The 16,177-nt window shown below is 60.3% G+C and carries 15 protein-coding genes and 1 pseudogene; 9 read left to right on the forward strand and 7 right to left on the reverse strand.

All coding sequences use genetic code 11. From position 1 onward, the window contains the following. Window positions 1-128: 128 nt before the first annotated feature. Together J5M57_RS07370 and J5M57_RS07375 are read right to left on the reverse strand one after the other, a co-directional pair. On the reverse strand, window positions 129-1,388 hold the full coding sequence (locus tag J5M57_RS07370) for an MFS transporter (RefSeq protein ID WP_207849556.1): 1,260 nt from the start codon (window positions 1,386-1,388) through the stop codon (window positions 129-131). A gap of 52 nt (window positions 1,389-1,440) precedes the next feature. Next, window positions 1,441-2,385 (reverse strand): DMT family transporter, encoded by a 945-nt coding sequence (locus J5M57_RS07375; protein WP_207849555.1) that lies wholly within the window; start codon window positions 2,383-2,385, stop codon window positions 1,441-1,443. Window positions 2,386-2,484: 99 nt separating this feature from the next. Here J5M57_RS07375 and J5M57_RS07380 point away from each other — a divergent pair, with 99 nt between their 5' ends. After that, entirely contained in the window at window positions 2,485-3,351 is an 867-nt protein-coding gene (locus J5M57_RS07380) for a LysR substrate-binding domain-containing protein (RefSeq protein WP_207849554.1), read from the forward strand. A 48-nt stretch (window positions 3,352-3,399) separates the two neighbouring features. Here J5M57_RS07380 and proP read toward each other — a convergent pair whose 3' ends face one another. Continuing rightward, window positions 3,400-4,902, reverse strand: a complete 1,503-nt coding sequence (proP, locus tag J5M57_RS07385; protein ID WP_083369317.1) for a glycine betaine/L-proline transporter ProP — start codon at window positions 4,900-4,902, stop codon at window positions 3,400-3,402. Window positions 4,903-5,132: 230 nt separating this feature from the next. On the opposite strand from proP, the gene J5M57_RS07390 reads away from it, so the two are divergent. Together J5M57_RS07390 and J5M57_RS07395 are read left to right on the forward strand one after the other, a co-directional pair. Next, window positions 5,133-7,337, forward strand: coding sequence for an OsmC domain/YcaO domain-containing protein (locus J5M57_RS07390; protein ID WP_207849553.1), 2,205 nt, complete (start codon window positions 5,133-5,135; stop codon window positions 7,335-7,337). Between the two features lie 167 nt (window positions 7,338-7,504). Continuing rightward, window positions 7,505-7,945, forward strand: a complete 441-nt coding sequence (locus J5M57_RS07395; protein ID WP_083369315.1) for a hypothetical protein — start codon at window positions 7,505-7,507, stop codon at window positions 7,943-7,945. A 23-nt stretch (window positions 7,946-7,968) separates the two neighbouring features. Here J5M57_RS07395 and J5M57_RS07400 read toward each other — a convergent pair whose 3' ends face one another. Beyond that, window positions 7,969-8,859 (reverse strand): LysR family transcriptional regulator, encoded by an 891-nt coding sequence (locus J5M57_RS07400; RefSeq protein WP_207849552.1) that lies wholly within the window; start codon window positions 8,857-8,859, stop codon window positions 7,969-7,971. A 239-nt stretch (window positions 8,860-9,098) separates the two neighbouring features. Here J5M57_RS07400 and J5M57_RS07405 point away from each other — a divergent pair, with 239 nt between their 5' ends. From J5M57_RS07405 to J5M57_RS07415, 3 genes are all read left to right on the forward strand, one after another. Then, complete coding sequence (locus J5M57_RS07405; protein WP_207849551.1) at window positions 9,099-10,106, forward strand: zinc-binding alcohol dehydrogenase family protein; 1,008 nt, start codon at window positions 9,099-9,101, stop codon at window positions 10,104-10,106. A 114-nt stretch (window positions 10,107-10,220) separates the two neighbouring features. Further along, window positions 10,221-11,348: a major royal jelly family protein gene (locus J5M57_RS07410; RefSeq protein WP_243435257.1), complete on the forward strand. Its 1,128-nt coding sequence runs from the start codon at window positions 10,221-10,223 to the stop codon at window positions 11,346-11,348. A 29-nt stretch (window positions 11,349-11,377) separates the two neighbouring features. Further along, window positions 11,378-11,686 carry a putative quinol monooxygenase gene (locus J5M57_RS07415; RefSeq protein ID WP_064589985.1) on the forward strand — a complete coding sequence of 103 codons (309 nt, stop codon included), beginning with the start codon at window positions 11,378-11,380 and terminating at the stop codon, window positions 11,684-11,686. A 98-nt stretch (window positions 11,687-11,784) separates the two neighbouring features. Here the strand turns inward: J5M57_RS07415 and J5M57_RS07420 are convergent, their stop codons facing one another. Further along, entirely contained in the window at window positions 11,785-12,066 is a 282-nt protein-coding gene (locus tag J5M57_RS07420; protein ID WP_207849549.1) for a hypothetical protein, read from the reverse strand. An 88-nt stretch (window positions 12,067-12,154) separates the two neighbouring features. Here J5M57_RS07420 and J5M57_RS07425 point away from each other — a divergent pair, with 88 nt between their 5' ends. After that, entirely contained in the window at window positions 12,155-12,643 is a 489-nt protein-coding gene (locus J5M57_RS07425; protein WP_207849548.1) for an ATP-binding protein, read from the forward strand. A 279-nt stretch (window positions 12,644-12,922) separates the two neighbouring features. On the opposite strand, the pseudogene J5M57_RS07430 reads toward J5M57_RS07425, so the two are convergent. Next, window positions 12,923-13,156 (reverse strand): annotated as a pseudogene (locus J5M57_RS07430) (hypothetical protein); the annotation flags it as partial. A gap of 1,121 nt (window positions 13,157-14,277) precedes the next feature. Between J5M57_RS07430 and J5M57_RS07435 the strand changes: the two are divergent. Next, window positions 14,278-14,529: a DUF2790 domain-containing protein gene (locus J5M57_RS07435; RefSeq protein WP_207849547.1), complete on the forward strand. Its 252-nt coding sequence runs from the start codon at window positions 14,278-14,280 to the stop codon at window positions 14,527-14,529. Between the two features lie 45 nt (window positions 14,530-14,574). Here the strand turns inward: J5M57_RS07435 and J5M57_RS07440 are convergent, their stop codons facing one another. Next, complete coding sequence (locus tag J5M57_RS07440; protein ID WP_207849546.1) at window positions 14,575-15,519, reverse strand: LysR family transcriptional regulator; 945 nt, start codon at window positions 15,517-15,519, stop codon at window positions 14,575-14,577. An 87-nt stretch (window positions 15,520-15,606) separates the two neighbouring features. Between J5M57_RS07440 and mug the strand changes: the two genes are divergently transcribed. After that, window positions 15,607-16,125 carry a G/U mismatch-specific DNA glycosylase gene (mug, locus tag J5M57_RS07445; RefSeq protein ID WP_207849545.1) on the forward strand — a complete coding sequence of 173 codons (519 nt, stop codon included), beginning with the start codon at window positions 15,607-15,609 and terminating at the stop codon, window positions 16,123-16,125. Window positions 16,126-16,177: the final 52 nt, after the last annotated feature.

Raw genomic sequence — 16,177 nt, forward strand, 5'->3', positions numbered from 1 at the left:
AGTGAAACGATGCATCGCCGATGGTAGTGTGGGGTTTCCCCATGTGAGAGTAGGTCATCGTCAAGATTAAATTCCGAAACCCCAATTGCGAAAGCAGTTGGGGTTTTGTTTTGCCCGCAGGAAAGTTTTTACGACCTGCTTACGATGCTCTCATCGCCAATTGCAGTCACTCCATTCTCTCGCCGCTGTAACGTCTCCGGCACCGCCAGCAGCAACAGCCCAAACGCTACCCCGGCAATCACGGCCAAAGTCAAAAACGCCGCGCTGTATCCAGCCTCCTGCACCACAATACCTGCCACGCTGCTGCTCAAGGCTGCGCCCAGGCCGAACACGGTGGAGAGGGCGCCGAGGCTGATGTTGAAGTGCCCGGTACCTTGGGTCAGGTCTTTCACCACCACCGGAAACAGCGCGCCGAAGACCCCGGCACCGATACCGTCGAGCAGTTGCACGGCAACCAGCCAGTACGGATCGTCAGACAGCGTATAGAGCACGCCGCGCAGGGGCAGAATCAGAAAGCCTGCCAACAGCAGCGGTTTGCGCCCCCAGACATCGGCCTTGGCCCCGACCAGCAACGCCACCGGCACCATGACCAGTTGCGCAGCGACAATGCAGGCCGAGGTCAAAGGTGTGGCCATCTGCAGATTGACCTGCGCCAGTTTCTGGCTCACCAGCGGCAACATCGCCGCGTTGGCCAAGTGGAACAGCGCGCAGCAAATGGCAAACATCAGCAAAGCCTTGTTGTTCAGCAGAACCGACAAGCCCGAAGGCGCTTTGCCCTGTGTCGCGTCGTTGGGGTCAAGGCCCCGGGCGACATCGTGGTCGATGGCGTTGGCAGAAACGAAGCTGACGGCCACCATGCTGCCCAGCGCCATGACCGCCATCAGATAGAACACCGCTACCGGGCCGAAGAGGTAGGCGAAGCCACCGGCCAACAGCGCCGCGCAAGCGTTGCCGGCATGATTGAAGGTTTCGTTGCGCCCTGTGCGTCGGGTGAAGGCTCTCGGGCCGGTGATGCCCAGGGTAATGGCCGAGATGGCCGGAGCGAACACCGACGCTGCGGCGGCGCTCAAGGCTTGAGTGATCGCCACCAGGCTGAACGACGTGACGAAGGGCAATACCACGCAACTGCCGGTCACCAGCAACGCGGCAATCGCGATCACCGCCCGTTTACTGCGGGTGTTGTCGACGAGTGCGCCGGCCGGCGTCTGGGTGACGAGGGCGGCGATGCCGGCGAGGGTCATCACTAAACCGATGCTGGCCGGATCCCAGTGATGCACCGCCAACAGGTAAATGGCCAGATACGGCCCAAGCCCGTCGCGCACATCGGCCAGGAAGAAGTTGAGGCTGTCGAGTGAGAGATTGTTGCGACGATCGGAGTGATTGCTCACGCTGGTATCTTCAGTAATCGAGGTTCGGCGAAATGACTCAACCTCCGCTAAGTCAGTGACTTGTCGCCTGCGGATTTAGTTTCCTGCCGGGTGCCGTCGGCACACTCTTTTCGCTCGACATTCCCTCGAGCAATGGCAGCCCGACAAGGGTCAAACCGCTACCTAGCATCGCGCTGACACTCAGTTGATCGCCGAACTGCAACCACGCCCACAAGAGCGTCACCGGTGGCGTCAGAAACAGCGCGCCACTGATGCGCTGCATGCTGAAACGCTGCAGGCATAGCCAGTAAAACCCGTAACCACCGAACGTCGAGAAAACCACCAGCCACAGCACGCCACTGGCGAAATTTGCATTGAGGGGCGGGCGTAATTCACCCTCAATACCGGCCAGCAACGCAAACAGCGGAATCACCGCGCTCACTTGAATGAACAGCGCCGAGGTGGTCGGCATTGCAACGCCCGGCCGGGCTTTTTCAAACAATGTGGCCGCCGCCAGGGACAGCACCGCCAGTAACGGCAGACTGTAGACCCACAACCCCGCACCGGCCCATTCGACACTGGCGGCGCTGGCCAGCAGCATGCCGATCACGCACAACGCGACTCCCAGCCATTGCCAGCCACGGGTGCGCTGACCCGGCACGCTTCCGGCAAGCAACACAATCGTCAGCGGTAACAGATTGGCAAACAGTGACGCAGTGCCCGGCGTGACGCCGAGTTGAATCGACGCGGCAATCGGCCCGATGTACCCACCAATCGCGAACCATCCCAACAGCGCCTGATGCAGTACCGCTTTGCCGCGCAGACCACGCAATCCTGCCCAGGCAAACGGCAATAACAGCAGCGCCGCCAGTACAAATCGCCACAACGAGGCGAGGTACACGCTGCCTTGATCGGCGACGTAGCGATAGCCGATAAAACCGGAACTCCAGCTGACCACCATCGCCATCAGCAGCGCGGCGCTGATCACTCGCGAAAAGCGAATAGTCGGGACGTTCATCGAATGGCACCTCACAGAGGACTGAGTTCGATGATATGAATCTAGGCTTGATGCATTCAAACGATACGATTCGCACCACTGATGCAGGATTTCTAAACCATGGCCGAAGTCCTTGATATCGACCTGCTGCGTACATTTCAGGCGGTCGTGCGCTTCGGGCAATTTCTTGCTGCCGCCAGTTTCCTCAACAAGAGCCCGTCAGCGGTCAGCCTGCATGTGCGGCGTCTGGAAGCCCTGGCCGGGGGACGACTGCTGGAGCGTGACAACCAGACAGTCAACCTCACGGCATTGGGTCGTCGCTTTGCCTTGCAGAGCGCCGAACTGCTGCGTCATCACGATCAATTGTTGGCGAGTTTCAGCACGCCGCTGGCCAGCGGGCGGGTCAGGCTGGGGATTTCCGAGGAGTACGCCGGCGCGGTGCTCGGGTGTTCGTTGCCGCACCTGTCGGCAGATTTTCCGCACATCGAACTGGAAGTCGAAACCGCGTCCAGCGGCCGTTTGAGCGCGCGCCTGGAGCGCGGTCAACTGGATCTGGCGTTGCTGGTGATCGTAGCCGATGCCGAAGTATCGATGCGCTGCGTGAAAACACTCGGCTTTACTCAACCGGTGTGGGTCGCCGCGCACAACTACACGCATAATCTCGCCAGGCCGGTGCCGCTGGCCTTGCACGGCAAGGGTTGTCCCTATCGCAGCGTTGCGGTGGATGCGCTGAGTGTGCAGGGTCGCCGTTGGCGCGCGGTGATTGTCAGCGCCGGGTCTACTGCGCTGGAAACGGCCATCGAGGCCGGGTTGGCGGTGGGCATTGTTGATCGGGCGCAAGTGCGGCCCGGCATGCGGGTGCTGAGTCGTGAGGAAGGGTTTCCCGAGTTGCCGCTGCACGAGTTGCGCCTGATGCAGGCGCCGGGTGAATTGAGTGAGGCGGGGGAGGTGTTGGTGCGTTTGATCGGTGACGGCTTCGTATTGTGAAGTGTTGATCGACGGCAGCCCCGAACAGGGCCGCCGCCGGTCAGCACATCAGTTGATGCGTGGATGCTGCTGCACCAACTCCTTGCGCTTGGCTTCCAGTTCAGCGATTTCGGCGTCGATGTCTTCGATTTTCTGCTCGATGTTGTCGTGATGTTCCTTGAGCAGTTCCTTGGCTTCCTCAAGATCTGATGCGGCCGGTGCGGCGCCACGCAACGGCTTGTTGGCGGTTTCCTTCATGGTCACGCCAGTGATCAAACCGACCACAGCAATCACCATCAGGTAGTAGGCGGGCATGTACAGATTGTTGGTGCTTTCCACCAGCCAAGCCACAGCGGTCGGGGTCAGACCGGCGATCAGCACCGAGACGTTGAACGCAGCGGCCAGCGCGCTGTAGCGGATGTGCGTGGGGAACATCGCCGGCAGGGTCGAGGCCATCACGCCGATGAAGAAGTTGAGCAACACCGCGAGGATCAGCAGGCCGGAAAAGATCAGGCCGATCTTCCCGCTGTTGATCAGCATGAACGCCGGAATCGACAGCAGAAACAAACCGATGCTGCCGACCACAATGAAAGGCTTGCGGCCGATCTTGTCACTGATAAAACCGATCGCAGGTTGCACGAACAACATGCCGACCATGATCGCGATGATGATCAACACGCCACGGTTTTCGCTGTAGTGCAGGTTGTGCGACAGGTAACTCGGCATATACGTCAGCAGCATGTAATAGGTGACGTTGGTCACCGCCACCACGCCGATGCAGGTCATCAAACTGCGCCAGTGTTTGGTCGCGACTTCCTTGAACGAGACTTTCGGACCGCCCGCCAGACCTTCGCGATCACCTTCCTCGAGTTTCTCGACGTGCTGCTGAAACGCTGGCGTCTCTTCCAGCGCATGACGCAGATAGAGGCCGATCATGCCCAGCGGCAGGGCGAGGAAGAACGGCAGGCGCCAGCCCCATTCGAGGAATTTCTCTTCGCCGATGATCGTCGAAATCAGCACCACCACACCCGCGCCGAGGACGAAACCGGCAATCGAGCCGAAGTCCAGCCAACTGCCGAGAAAGCCGCGTTTGCGGTCGGGGGCGTATTCGGCGACGAAGATCGATGCGCCGGTGTACTCGCCGCCGACCGAGAAACCCTGAGCCATTTTCGCCAGCAACAGCAGGATCGGCGCCCAGATGCCAATCGACTCATAGGACGGTATCAAGCCGATGGCGAAGGTGCTCAGCGACATGATCACGATGGTCGCGGCCAAGACTTTCTGCCGCCCGTACTTGTCGCCCAGGGCACCGAAAAACAGGCCGCCCAACGGTCGGATCAGGAACGGCACCGAGAACGTCGCCAACGCCGCAATCATCTGCACGCCGGGATCGGCACCGGGGAAGAAGATCTTGCCCAGTGCGTAGGCGACAAAGCCGTACACCCCGAAGTCGAACCATTCCATGGCATTGCCCAGTGCGGCGGCGGTGATCGCCTTGCGCATCTTGGCGTCGTCGACAATGGTGATGTCTTTCAATCCGATGGGATTGACCTTGTTTTTCCTTGATTTCATGCGGGTCACTCATAGCTGAACGGATTCGATGCCATTGTTTTGGTGGCATGGGTTCTTTCCGTCAGATACAAGAAGACACGAAAAAATTCACTGCTCGCGGCATTTTTGTCGTCTGCACTTGCTGAGGCGCAGCAGAGCCCACCCGGCGGCGATTACGCAAAAGCACAAGACGTCAGGCTGAAAACCCGGATAATGGCCGCCAATTCGTTTTTGCTCTCTGGTAAACCCGCATGGAAATCAAGGTCAACTTTCTCGACAACCTTCGACTTGAAGCCAAGTTCGACGACTTCACGGTGATCGCCGATCAGCCCATTCGCTACAAGGGCGATGGCTCGGCACCGGGGCCGTTCGACTACTTCCTGGCGTCGTCGGCCTTGTGTGCGGCTTACTTCGTGAAGCTGTACTGCGAAACGCGCAACATCCCGACCGACAATATTCGTCTGTCGCAGAACAACATCGTCGACCCGGAAAACCGCTACAACCAGATCTTCAAGATCCAGGTTGAACTGCCGGCGGACATCTCCGAAAAGGATCGTCTGGGCATCCTGCGTTCCATCGACCGTTGCACGGTGAAGAAGGTCGTGCAGACCGGTCCCGAGTTCGTGATCGAGGAGGTCGAGAACCTCGACGCCGATGCGCAGGCGTTGCTGATGCCGCATTCGACATCGGAGGCGGGCACCTACATTGTGGGCAAGGATCTGCCGCTGGAGCAGACCATCGCCAACATGTCGGGGATTCTCGCCGACCTGGGCATGAAGATCGAAATCGCCTCGTGGCGCAATATCGTGCCTAACGTGTGGTCGCTGCACATCCGTGACGCGCACTCGCCGATGTGCTTCACCAACGGCAAGGGCGCGACCAAAGAGGGCGCACTGGCCTCGGCACTGGGCGAGTTCATCGAGCGCCTGAACTGCAACTTCTTCTACAACGACCAGTTCTGGGGCGAAGACATCGCCACCGCCGAGTTCGTGCATTACCCGAACGAGCGCTGGTTCAAGCCCGGTCCGAAAGACGAGCTGCCGCCGGAGATTCTCGACGAATACTGCCTGGACATTTACAACCGCGAAGGCGAGCTCAAGGGTTCGCACCTGTACGACACCAACTCGGGCAACACCCAGCGCGGAATCTGCTCGCTGCCGTTCGTGCGCCAGTCGGATGGCGAGGTGGTGTATTTCCCGTCCAACCTGATCGAAAACCTGTTCCTGAGTAACGGCATGAGCGCCGGCAACACCCTGTCCGAAGCGCAGGTGCAGTGTCTGTCGGAGATCTTCGAACGCGCGGTCAAACGCGAAATCCTCGAAGGCGAAATGGCCCTGCCGGATGTCCCGCAGGAAGTGCTGGAAAAGTACCCGAGCATTCTCGCCGGGATCAAAGGCCTTGAAGAACAAGGCTTCCCGGTGCTGGTCAAGGACGCCTCGCTGGGCGGTGAATTCCCGGTAATGTGCGTGACCTTGATGAACCCGCGCACCGGCGGCGTGTTTGCCTCGTTCGGCGCGCACCCAAGCCTGGAAGTGGCGCTGGAACGCAGCCTGACCGAATTGCTGCAGGGCCGCAGTTTCGAAGGCCTGAACGATTTGCCACAGCCGACCTTCTCCGGCCAGGCCGTGACCGAGCCGAACAACTTCGTCGAGCACTTCATCGACTCCAGCGGTGTGGTGTCGTGGCGTTTCTTCAGCGCCAAATCCGACTTCGAATTCGTCGAATGGGACTTCTCCGCTCAAGGCGAAAACTCCAACGCCGAAGAAGCCGCGACGCTGTTCGGCATTCTCGAAGGCATGGGCAAAGAAGCGTACATGGCGGTCTACGACGATCTCGGTGCCAACGCTTGCCGGATCCTGGTGCCGGACTACTCGGAAATCTACCCGGTCGACGACCTGATCTGGGACAACACCAACAAGGCCCTGCAATTCCGCGCTGACATCCTCAACCTGCACAGCCTGAGCAAAGTCGGCCTGCGCAACCTGGCCCAAGGCCTGGAAAACAGCGAGCTGGACGATTACACCGACATCACCACGCTGATCGGCATCGAGTTCGACGACAACACGCCGTGGGGCAAGTTGACGATTCTGGAACTGCGCCTGTTGATCTACCTCGCCCTGCAGAAATTCGAACAGGCCAAAGATCTGGTTGAAGCTTTCCTGCAATACAACGACAACACCGTCGAGCGCGGCTTGTTCTATCAGGCGGTGAACGTGTGCCTGGAAATGGAGCTGGACGAGGATCTGGAGCTGGCCGATTACGAAGCCAACTTCCGTCGCATGTTTGGCGACGAGCGGATGGACGCGGCGATTGGTTCGGTCAACGGCAGCGTGCGTTTCTACGGTCTGACGCCGACCAGCATGAAGCTCGAAGGGCTGGATCGCCATCTGCGTCTGATCGACAGCTACAAGAAGCTGCATGCGGCGCGGGCGAATGCCGCAGCGTTGAATCGCTGATAGCAGACGGTCATTTTGCGCTGAGTTAACCGTGGTGAGGGGATTTATCCCCGATGGCGCGGGAAGGGGGCCCGGCTTCGTCAATCAAGAAGCGGTCTGCTGCGCAGCCCATCGGGGATGAATCCCCTCGCCACAGGTGATTATTCTGGGAACCTGGAGATTCAAGGATGGAAGAGAAGGTCGTGAAGTCGAAGCTGGTCAACTTTCTGGTGGCTGACGTCGAGGTCGATTACGAAGGTGTCGGCGATTTTTACGACGCTGCCGGCAGTGGCAATGTCGGTGCATTGGCCGGCGTGCTGGAGGGTTTCAAGGAGGTTTACGGCGGGCTGTGGGTCGGCGGCAAAATGACCCTGACCAATACCGCTGTGTACTTGAACGCCAATGCCATGAACCGCATGGTGCAGGACGGCACACTGGACATCAGGGTGCCGCTGGGGATGATCCGCAAGGTCACCCTCGAAGGTGGCTTCATCACTAAAATCGTCTGTCTCGACACCGATGCCGGCAGCATTCTGTTCCGCTGCTATGGCGCCAAGGACGTCGTCGCGTTGATCGAGAAGTCGATCCAGCCACGGGTGTCGACAGCGGTGCTCAAGCGGGCTCGGTAAGCAAACGCTGCCGGGCGCGCCATTCAAACGCGTTCAAGCGCCGAAAACTGACTGCTCAACCACGTATACAGTTGCGACACTGCTGGCGATATCTGCTTGCGGTGCGGGCATACCATGCTCAGGGGGGAGGCGCTGCCGGGATGGTCGGGAAGTAACACGACCAGCCGCCCGGCCATTACGTCCGCACTGACATCCAGCCAGGATTTGCAGGCAATCCCTTCGCCTTCCACGGCCCAGCGCCGGACGACATCGGCGTCGTCGCTGAACAGCGGTCCTGAGACTTGAATGGTTTGCTCGCCCAGACTCCACTTATCGAAAACCCGGCCGTTTTGCAGATAGAGCAGGCACGGGTGCGCACTCAGCTCTTGCGGTGTCGACGGTTGTCCATGGCGTTCGATGTACTGCGGTGAGGCGACCAGTACGCGACGGTTACCGGGAGCCAGGGGCAGCGCGACATAGTTGGCATCCGCGTTCGAGCCGTAGCGGATGGCGACATCTACCGGGTCGCGAAACAGGTCGGCGACCTGATCGGACAGGACCAGACGCAAGGTCAGTTGCGGATGCTGGCGGCGGAATTGCGAAAGCCAGGGCAGCAGCACATTGCGCCCCAGGTCGGAGGGCGCGGCGACCTGCAGCACACCGCGAAGTGGCGTGTTTTCGCCGCGCAGATTTTCCTTACCCTGTTTGAGCGCTTCCAGCACCGAGTGAGCGGTGGGCAGGTATTGCTCGCCTTCGGCCGTCAGACGCAGGCTGCGCGTAGTGCGGGCGAACAGGCGCACGTCCAGTTCGCGCTCCAGACGCTTGATGGCGGCGGCGACCTGACCGGGCAACAGATCAGCCTCCAGTGCGGCGGCGGTAAAACTGCCCAGCGCGGCACTGCGCGTGAACAGACCCAGATCATCAATGCGGACCATCTTCACTCCAGGGGTGAAAGTGTTGGCGGATTCTGCCGGTTTTTCTCTGTACTTGTGAGCCTTGTTTGCAGGTGCGTGCATTATTCCTTCCGCACTGCACGCAATTGAATGAATGCTTCAAGGGTTCATTTTCATTTTTAAAGTGAAAGTGTTGGTGCGTTTTGCAGGTTTTTCTTTGTCAGGGGGCAGTTGAAGATGGCGGCCAGTGAGTGCCACAGGCCATCCGACAGCGAGTTTCCATGAAAGCCATCACTTTTACCCAACACGCCTTACCCATTGAAGATCCACAGTCATTGATCGATACCGACATCCCCGTGCCGACCCCGGGCCCGCGAGACCTGCTGGTCGAAGTGCGTGCGGTGTCGGTCAACCCGGTCGACACCAAGGTGCGCGCCGGTACGTTCACCAAGGAGCCGAAAATTCTCGGCTGGGATGCCGCCGGCGTGGTGCGTTCGGTCGGCTCCGAAGTGACCCTGTTCCAGCCCGGTGATGAAGTGTTCTACGCCGGTTCGATTGCCCGCACCGGCAGTTACAGCGAGTACCACCTGGTGGATGAACGCATTGTCGGGCACAAACCGCGCTCGTTGAGTGCCGCCGACGCGGCGGCGCTGCCGCTGACGTCGATTACCGCCTGGGAGTTGTTGTTCGACCGGCTCGGAGTCGCCGAAGGCACGGGGGAGGGCAAGTGCCTGCTGATCACCGGGGCCGCTGGCGGCGTGGGTTCGATGCTGGTGCAACTGGCTCGGCAATTGACCCGACTGACCGTCATCGGCACCGCTTCACGGCAGGAAACCGCAGACTGGGTTCGCCAGTTGGGCGCGCATCATGTCATCGATCACAGCGCGCCACTGCTCGATCAACTGCAGGCGTTGGGCATCGACGAAGTCAGCTACGTCGCCAGCCTTACCCACACTGAGCAGCACTTCGCGCAGTTGATTGAAGTCCTGCGGCCACAGGGGCGTCTGGGCGTGATCGACGACCCGGAGACCCTCGACGTGATGCCGCTCAAGCGCAAGTCGCTGTCGTTGCACTGGGAGCTGATGTTCACCCGCTCGTTGTACGAAACCCAGGACATGATCAATCAGCATGAGTTGCTCAACCGCGTCTCTGAGCTGATCGATTTGGGCGTGTTGCACACCACCGTGGGTGAGCACTTTGGCGCGATCGACGCGGCGAACATGCGCCGTGCCCATGCGCTGGTCGAGAGCGGCAAGGCCCGGGGCAAGATCGTTCTCGAAGGTTTCTGAGCAGCACCCACCCGAACATTCAGCCCGGCCCTGTAACGGGCCGGTCAGGAGCACTTTATGCGTTTGAAAAAACTTCCCGTGGTGTTGGCGCTGGCATCGGCGTACGCCTTGGCCATGCCGTTCGCCCATGCTATCGACGCGGTTGCGGTGCCGGCGAATGCCCCGGCCGACCGGGCGTTCGGCAAGCTGGAACAGGTGCACGCGTTCTACGATGCGATGCCCACCGGGGTGACGGTCAGCGAGACCGGACGGATCTTCGTCAACTTTCCGCGTTGGGGTGACGATGTACCGTTCACCGTCGGCGAGCTTCGCGACGGCAAGGTCGTGGCTTATCCCGATGCTGCGATCAACCGGGAGAACCCCCGCGATCCCAGTGATGGCCTGATCAGCGTGCAAAGCGTGGTGGCCGACGGTCAGGGCCGTGTCTGGCTGCTCGACACCGCCGCTCCGGGGTTCGCTGATCCCAAACCGCGCGGCGCGAAACTGGTGGCGGTGGATCTGGTAAGCAACCGCGTGGTCAAGCGTCTGGTGTTCCCGGACAACGTGATGCTGCCCAGCACCTATGTCAACGACATGCGCTTTGACTTTCGTACTGGCACGGAGGGGACTGTTTACCTGACCGATTCGTCCTTGCGTGGCCCCGGTGCCATCATCGTCATGGACATCGCCAGCGGCCGTGCCATGCGCCGCTTGAGCGGCGCGCCATCGACGTCGGTTGATCCGGCATTCGTGCCGTTGGTGGAAGGTTTGCCGGTCACGGTGGAAGCAGCGGACGGCAAGCGCAAACCGTTGGCAGTGGCCTCGGACGGCATCGCGCTGTCGGCGGACGGCAAGATGCTGTACTTCACGCCGCTGTCCAGTCGGCACCTGTATTCGGTTGCCACGGCGTTGCTGCGTGATGCCAGTGTCAGCGAAGCGCAACTGGCCGCCGCCGTGCAGGATCTGGGCGAGAAGGGCGCGTCCGATGGCATGGAAGCCGACGCTGCCGGGGCGTTGTACGCCGGCGACTACGAGCACAACTCGATCCGCAAACGCCTGCCCGACGGTCAATGGCAGACGCTGGTGCACGACCCGCGACTGCTCTGGCCCGACACCCTGTCCATCGGCCCGGACGGCTATCTGTATTTCATCGCTAACCAGCTGCATCGTCAGGCGGTGTTTCGCGGCGGTCAGGATCAGCGGCAAAAACCCTACAGCCTGATGCGCCTGAAAATCGATGCGGCGCCGGCGCCTACTCGTTGAAAGTTGATTTCACTATTGGAGAAATGATGATGAATGCGTCCACTGAAGTGTTGGTGTCGATTGCCGTGCTCAAGGCCAAATCTGGCAAGGAGCAGGCCTTGAAAGAGGGACTGTTGGCACTGGTTGAGCCGACACGCGCAGAGCCGGGCAATCTCGACTATGTATTGTTCGAGCTGCGCGACGCGCGCGGGACGTTCTACATGCGTGAGGCGTTCAAGAATCAGGCGGCGCTGGATGCGCATTTCGCCATGCCGTATTTCCAGCGCTTCGCCGCCACGGCGGACGACCTGCTCGAAGAGCCGCTGCAGTTGATCTTCCTCGAGCAAGTTTCGTCCTGAGAACGCTTTGACGTTCAGCCATTCATTCAATCGTTCGGGGTGTTGCCAGGGCTAACTCATTTACTAACGGTGATGCAGTTGCTCTCAGGCCCCGGCTTTCAGCGTTTGCATTGCGCCTGCACCACCTGGCACGTATTCGGTGTCCCTCCCGATCGGCTCGCATAACGCATGCAGTTATTCATCGCCTTCTTGCGGGCCATGCTCAAAGTATCGCCCCAGGCCAAGCCGCCCTCGCCGGAGGTGGGTACGGCTTTGGCGTAGCAATTCGAGCCGTTGGTGGCGTAGCGCTTGCTCGAACAGCCTGCCGTCAGCGCCACGGCGGTGGCGAGCAGGGTGAGCAGCAGCCATGAGCTGCATTGGCGTGCGGTGATTGCGGTCATTCGGGTTCCTCGGTGGGTCAGGCGCTTCAATTGCCTCGCTGACAGACGTTGGGCATTATCCAGCAATCGACATAAGGAAGCGTCCCCAATGCGTGCACCCACACTCCACCTGATGTGCGGCAAGATCGCCTCGGGCAAATCGACCCTGGCGAAATCGCTGGCTGAGCAGCACGGCGCGCTTGTGCTGAGCGAGGATCAGTGGCTGTCGCGGCTGTATCCGGAGCAGATCAATTCGGTGGCGGATTACCTTCGATGCGCGCGGCAGATTCGCGGAGTGCTGGGGCCGCTGGTGGTCGATGTGCTAGGGGCGGGGGTGAGTGTGGTGCTGGATTTTCCGGCCAATACCGTGGCGGATCGACAGTGGCTGCGCGGGCTGGCGGACAGTGCGCGAGTGCGGCATCGCCTGCACTATCTCGACGTGGATGACGACACCTGCCGCGCCCGGCTGCAGGCACGCAACGCGCTGGCCGAACATGAGTTTGCGGCGTCGGATGCGGAGTTTGATTTGATCACGCGTTACTTTCAGGTGCCGGAGGTGGGCGAGGGGCTGGAGATCGTCACGCACCGCAATCCCTAGCCGGCTGGCGCCCATATTGATCGCGCCCAGCCGCTAATCCCGAGGTCAGCGCATAACCCCGTGGGAGCGAGCCTGCTCGCGAAAGGGCCGTATCAGTCACAATCACGTTGGCAGGCCTTCGCACATTCTGGCGCACCAACCACTCACCCGTTTATCGAAGATCAGTCAGTTGGTGCAAGACGATCTCCACCGCCTGATCCACGGCGAGAGTCGCTGTGTCGAGGCAAAGGATCGGCTGCGTCCAGGCTTCATATTCGTGATTCACCACAGAGGACCAGTCACCGTCGCCGACCCCAGTGATTCACTGGCGTTCGCCAGCAATTCCTCGGTCGCGATCTCGGGATTGGCGAGGAACATGGCGTTGGGTGTGTAGGGCGTTGCCATGACCTGCCTGGCGGGGTTCAGGTAGTGGTCGAGGGCGCGTTCGGCGGCTTCGTGGAGTTTTTTGGAGTCTGGGGATTCGTAGGGGGATATCGTTTCTGTTTCGGGCGGATTTGGTGTGACTTTGAACATGATGTAACTCCTGGGAAAACGATTAAGGAGCCATCACGCTTCGCTACCAAACGAAGGGTGGCGGCCATGCACAGGTTGGTAGACCGGCCCAGGAGCCCGGCGCGCCCGAAGACGCCCTACGCATGACCACCATAAAACAGGGACGAAAAATCGACCTCTGCAAAAGGGGAAGTATGCGACCTGGAAGTGCCGGGCTACCAAACCCGATCGCTGCTTTTCAGCGACCGACCCACGATAGAACCCGCACCCTAGGCGCACAAGCCGGCGGATTCTGGCGTAGTCGTAGGCAAAGGCGCAAGGCGTTGTAGCCTGGGATGACGTAACACTGGGTGTCTTTAAACAGCTCTGGCAAAAGGCTTAAACGTGGACGGCCAACTGATTAATTCGTGCCTTGAGCGTATCGATCACGGTAATACGATCATGGCGTGCCACTCATGCCACAGCGCAGAACGGGTAGCCATGAAACCCGGTTTCGAAAAAATCTCTAGCGAGGTAAATGCCTCCTGAACGCTGCTGAACCGACGTTTGAGCAGGCTGTTTTGTGGGATGACGTTCCGCTCTGGTTGAGCGGAGTGCATTTCGGACAGCAAAACGCCCAAGGGTTTGGCACATCCTGAATCTTTAGGACGGCTTACTGCCATGGGCGGGATGGGAGCAGATTGGTCGACGGCAACGCGGGAAGAAAGATAGAGCTGCTTCGGAAAGCTTACAAGCCAGCCACTTCCGCAAGATTTGTAGGCAAATGCGCGGGCGCTTGTAGCCTCAATGCGGGGGCGATAACGGCCAGATATGAGTGGTTTGCCTGTTGGTGGCTGACAACGACCATGGCGGGGGCGGTTCTTGAATTTGCGGCCCTCGGGTTATTCGGTGACTGGGCTGACGTTATCGCGAGCAGGCTCACTCCTACAGTGGGTTTTGCGGTGTTTGCGAATGTTGTGGCGGGCACTAAACCTGTAGGAGTGAGCCTGCTCGCGATTGGGGTATCCACGATGCTCGGGTTTATTCATCACCATTTTGGACACAGTGTTTGTCCAGCCGACCGATTTTTGCCGTGCGCTGCAACCCCTAACATCGTCTGCAACCCGTGACCCAACACGGTTCCCCACAAGACGGTGAACATCATGAAGCTTGCAAAAATCGCTCTTCTTCTGGTCCTTGGCGGTATCGGCGCGCAGGCGTTTGCGGCGGATGAAACGGCGCAGGTCGAGGCCTACAACGCTGCCGTTCAACCGGACATTGCCCACGTGGTGTCGATCTCCGATGCGGCCAACCAGTGCGGCGCGGTGCCGGTACAGATGACTTATGACGACTCGAACGGGGCGCGGCATGTCGTGCAATATCAGGTGATGGGCAGCGGCTGCTCCAACGGTTGATGGTTGATGCCGGCGCTGGAGGGTCGACACTCCAGGTCTGCGGCACTAAGCGTTGGCGAGTGGTCTGGCGCCGGCCATGTCTTCATCGGACGCCAGCAGTTGCGGGATGGCGGTTTTAAGGAACTCCACCCAAGTCTTGATTTTGGCGTCGACGAATTTGCGCGACGGGTAGATCGCGAACAGGTTGTATTCCTCCAGGCGGTACTCCGGCAGGACCCGCACCAGTGTGCCTCCGACCAATCCTTCGACGGCGGATGCCAGCGGCTGAATGCCGATGCCCATGCCATTTCTGATCGCGGTGGCCATGCCGTCGGCGGTGTTGATGTGGAAGGGTGAGTCGGGGATGTTCTGGGTTTCCATGCCCTGTGGCCCTTCGAACACCCAGTTTTCTGCGGGCATCACCGTGTTGACGATGCGCAGGCAGTCATGCGCGGCGAGGTCGCCGGGTGTGGCGGGGTGGCCGCGTTTGCTCAGGTACGACGGCGAGGCGCAGAGGATGCTGTAGGTGGTGCCCAGGCGTTGCGCGACGAAGCCGGAATCCGGCAGGTCGCGGGCGAGGACGATCGACATGTCGTAGCTTTCTTCGAGCAGGTCGGGCAGGCGATTGCTCAGGGTCAGATCGAACATCACCGTGGGGTGAATCTCGCGGTAGCGGGCGATGGCGTTGATCACGTAGTGGTTGCCGATGGCGGCCATGGCGTGGATCTTCAGGCGCCCGACCGGCAAGGTCTGGGCGGTGCCGGCTTGTTCGTCGGCTTCGCGCAGGTCATCGAGAATTTTCTCTGCTCGCTGCAAGTAACGCACCCCGGCTTCGGTCAGGGCGAGGCGGCGGGTGGTGCGGTTGATCAGGCGCGTGTGCAGTCGGGTTTCGAGGCTGGAGACGGCTTTGGACACATTGGTCGTGGTGGTGTCGAGCACGTCGGCGGCGGCGGTGAAGCTGCCGCTCTGGGCCACGGTGACGAAGCAGCGCAGAGTCTGAATAACGTCCATCGTTGTGGTTGGCTCTGTGGATGGGGTTGCCATTCTAGGGTTTGCCGTGGGTGGTGTTGCAAATGTTTGCGAATGAGGGGCGTGCGCATGGCGGGTGAAGGGCTTGAGGACATTCTGGCGCCGGGGCCTTCGGTGGTGTTCTGCGGGATCAATCCGGGGCTGCTCGCGGCATCGCAGGGGCATCATTTTGCCGGGCGCGGGAATCGCTTCTGGCGCACCTTGCACCTCGCCGGGTTCACGCCGTATGAAGTGCGGGCGGAGGATGATCGAAGCATCCTGCAATTCGGCTGCGGATTGACCGCGGTGGTCGAGCGGCCGACGGCGCGAGCGGATCAGTTGGCGGCGCAGGAGTTCATGGCGGCGGCTCAGGGCTTTGAACAGAAGATCGCCCGCTGTGCGCCGCGCTATGTGGCGTTTCTCGGCAAGGCTGCGTATGCGGCGTTGTCGGGGCAGAAGGTGGTGGCGTGGGGGCTGCAGGCAAAGACCTTTGGTGGCGCGCACGTGTGGGTGTTGCCAAATCCCAGTGGGCGCAATCGGGCGTTCTCCCTTGAGCAATTGGTCGCGGCCTATCGGGAATTGCATGAGGCATTGATCGCTAGCGGGTAAAGCAGGCATCCAGCGTTTTTCGATTGGCCAGCTACGATTGATGCAGTCAAAC

Origin of the sequence: Pseudomonas sp. 86_A, assembly GCF_017491705.1 — a bacterium.
GTDB lineage: Bacteria > Pseudomonadota > Gammaproteobacteria > Pseudomonadales > Pseudomonadaceae > Aquipseudomonas > Aquipseudomonas koreensis.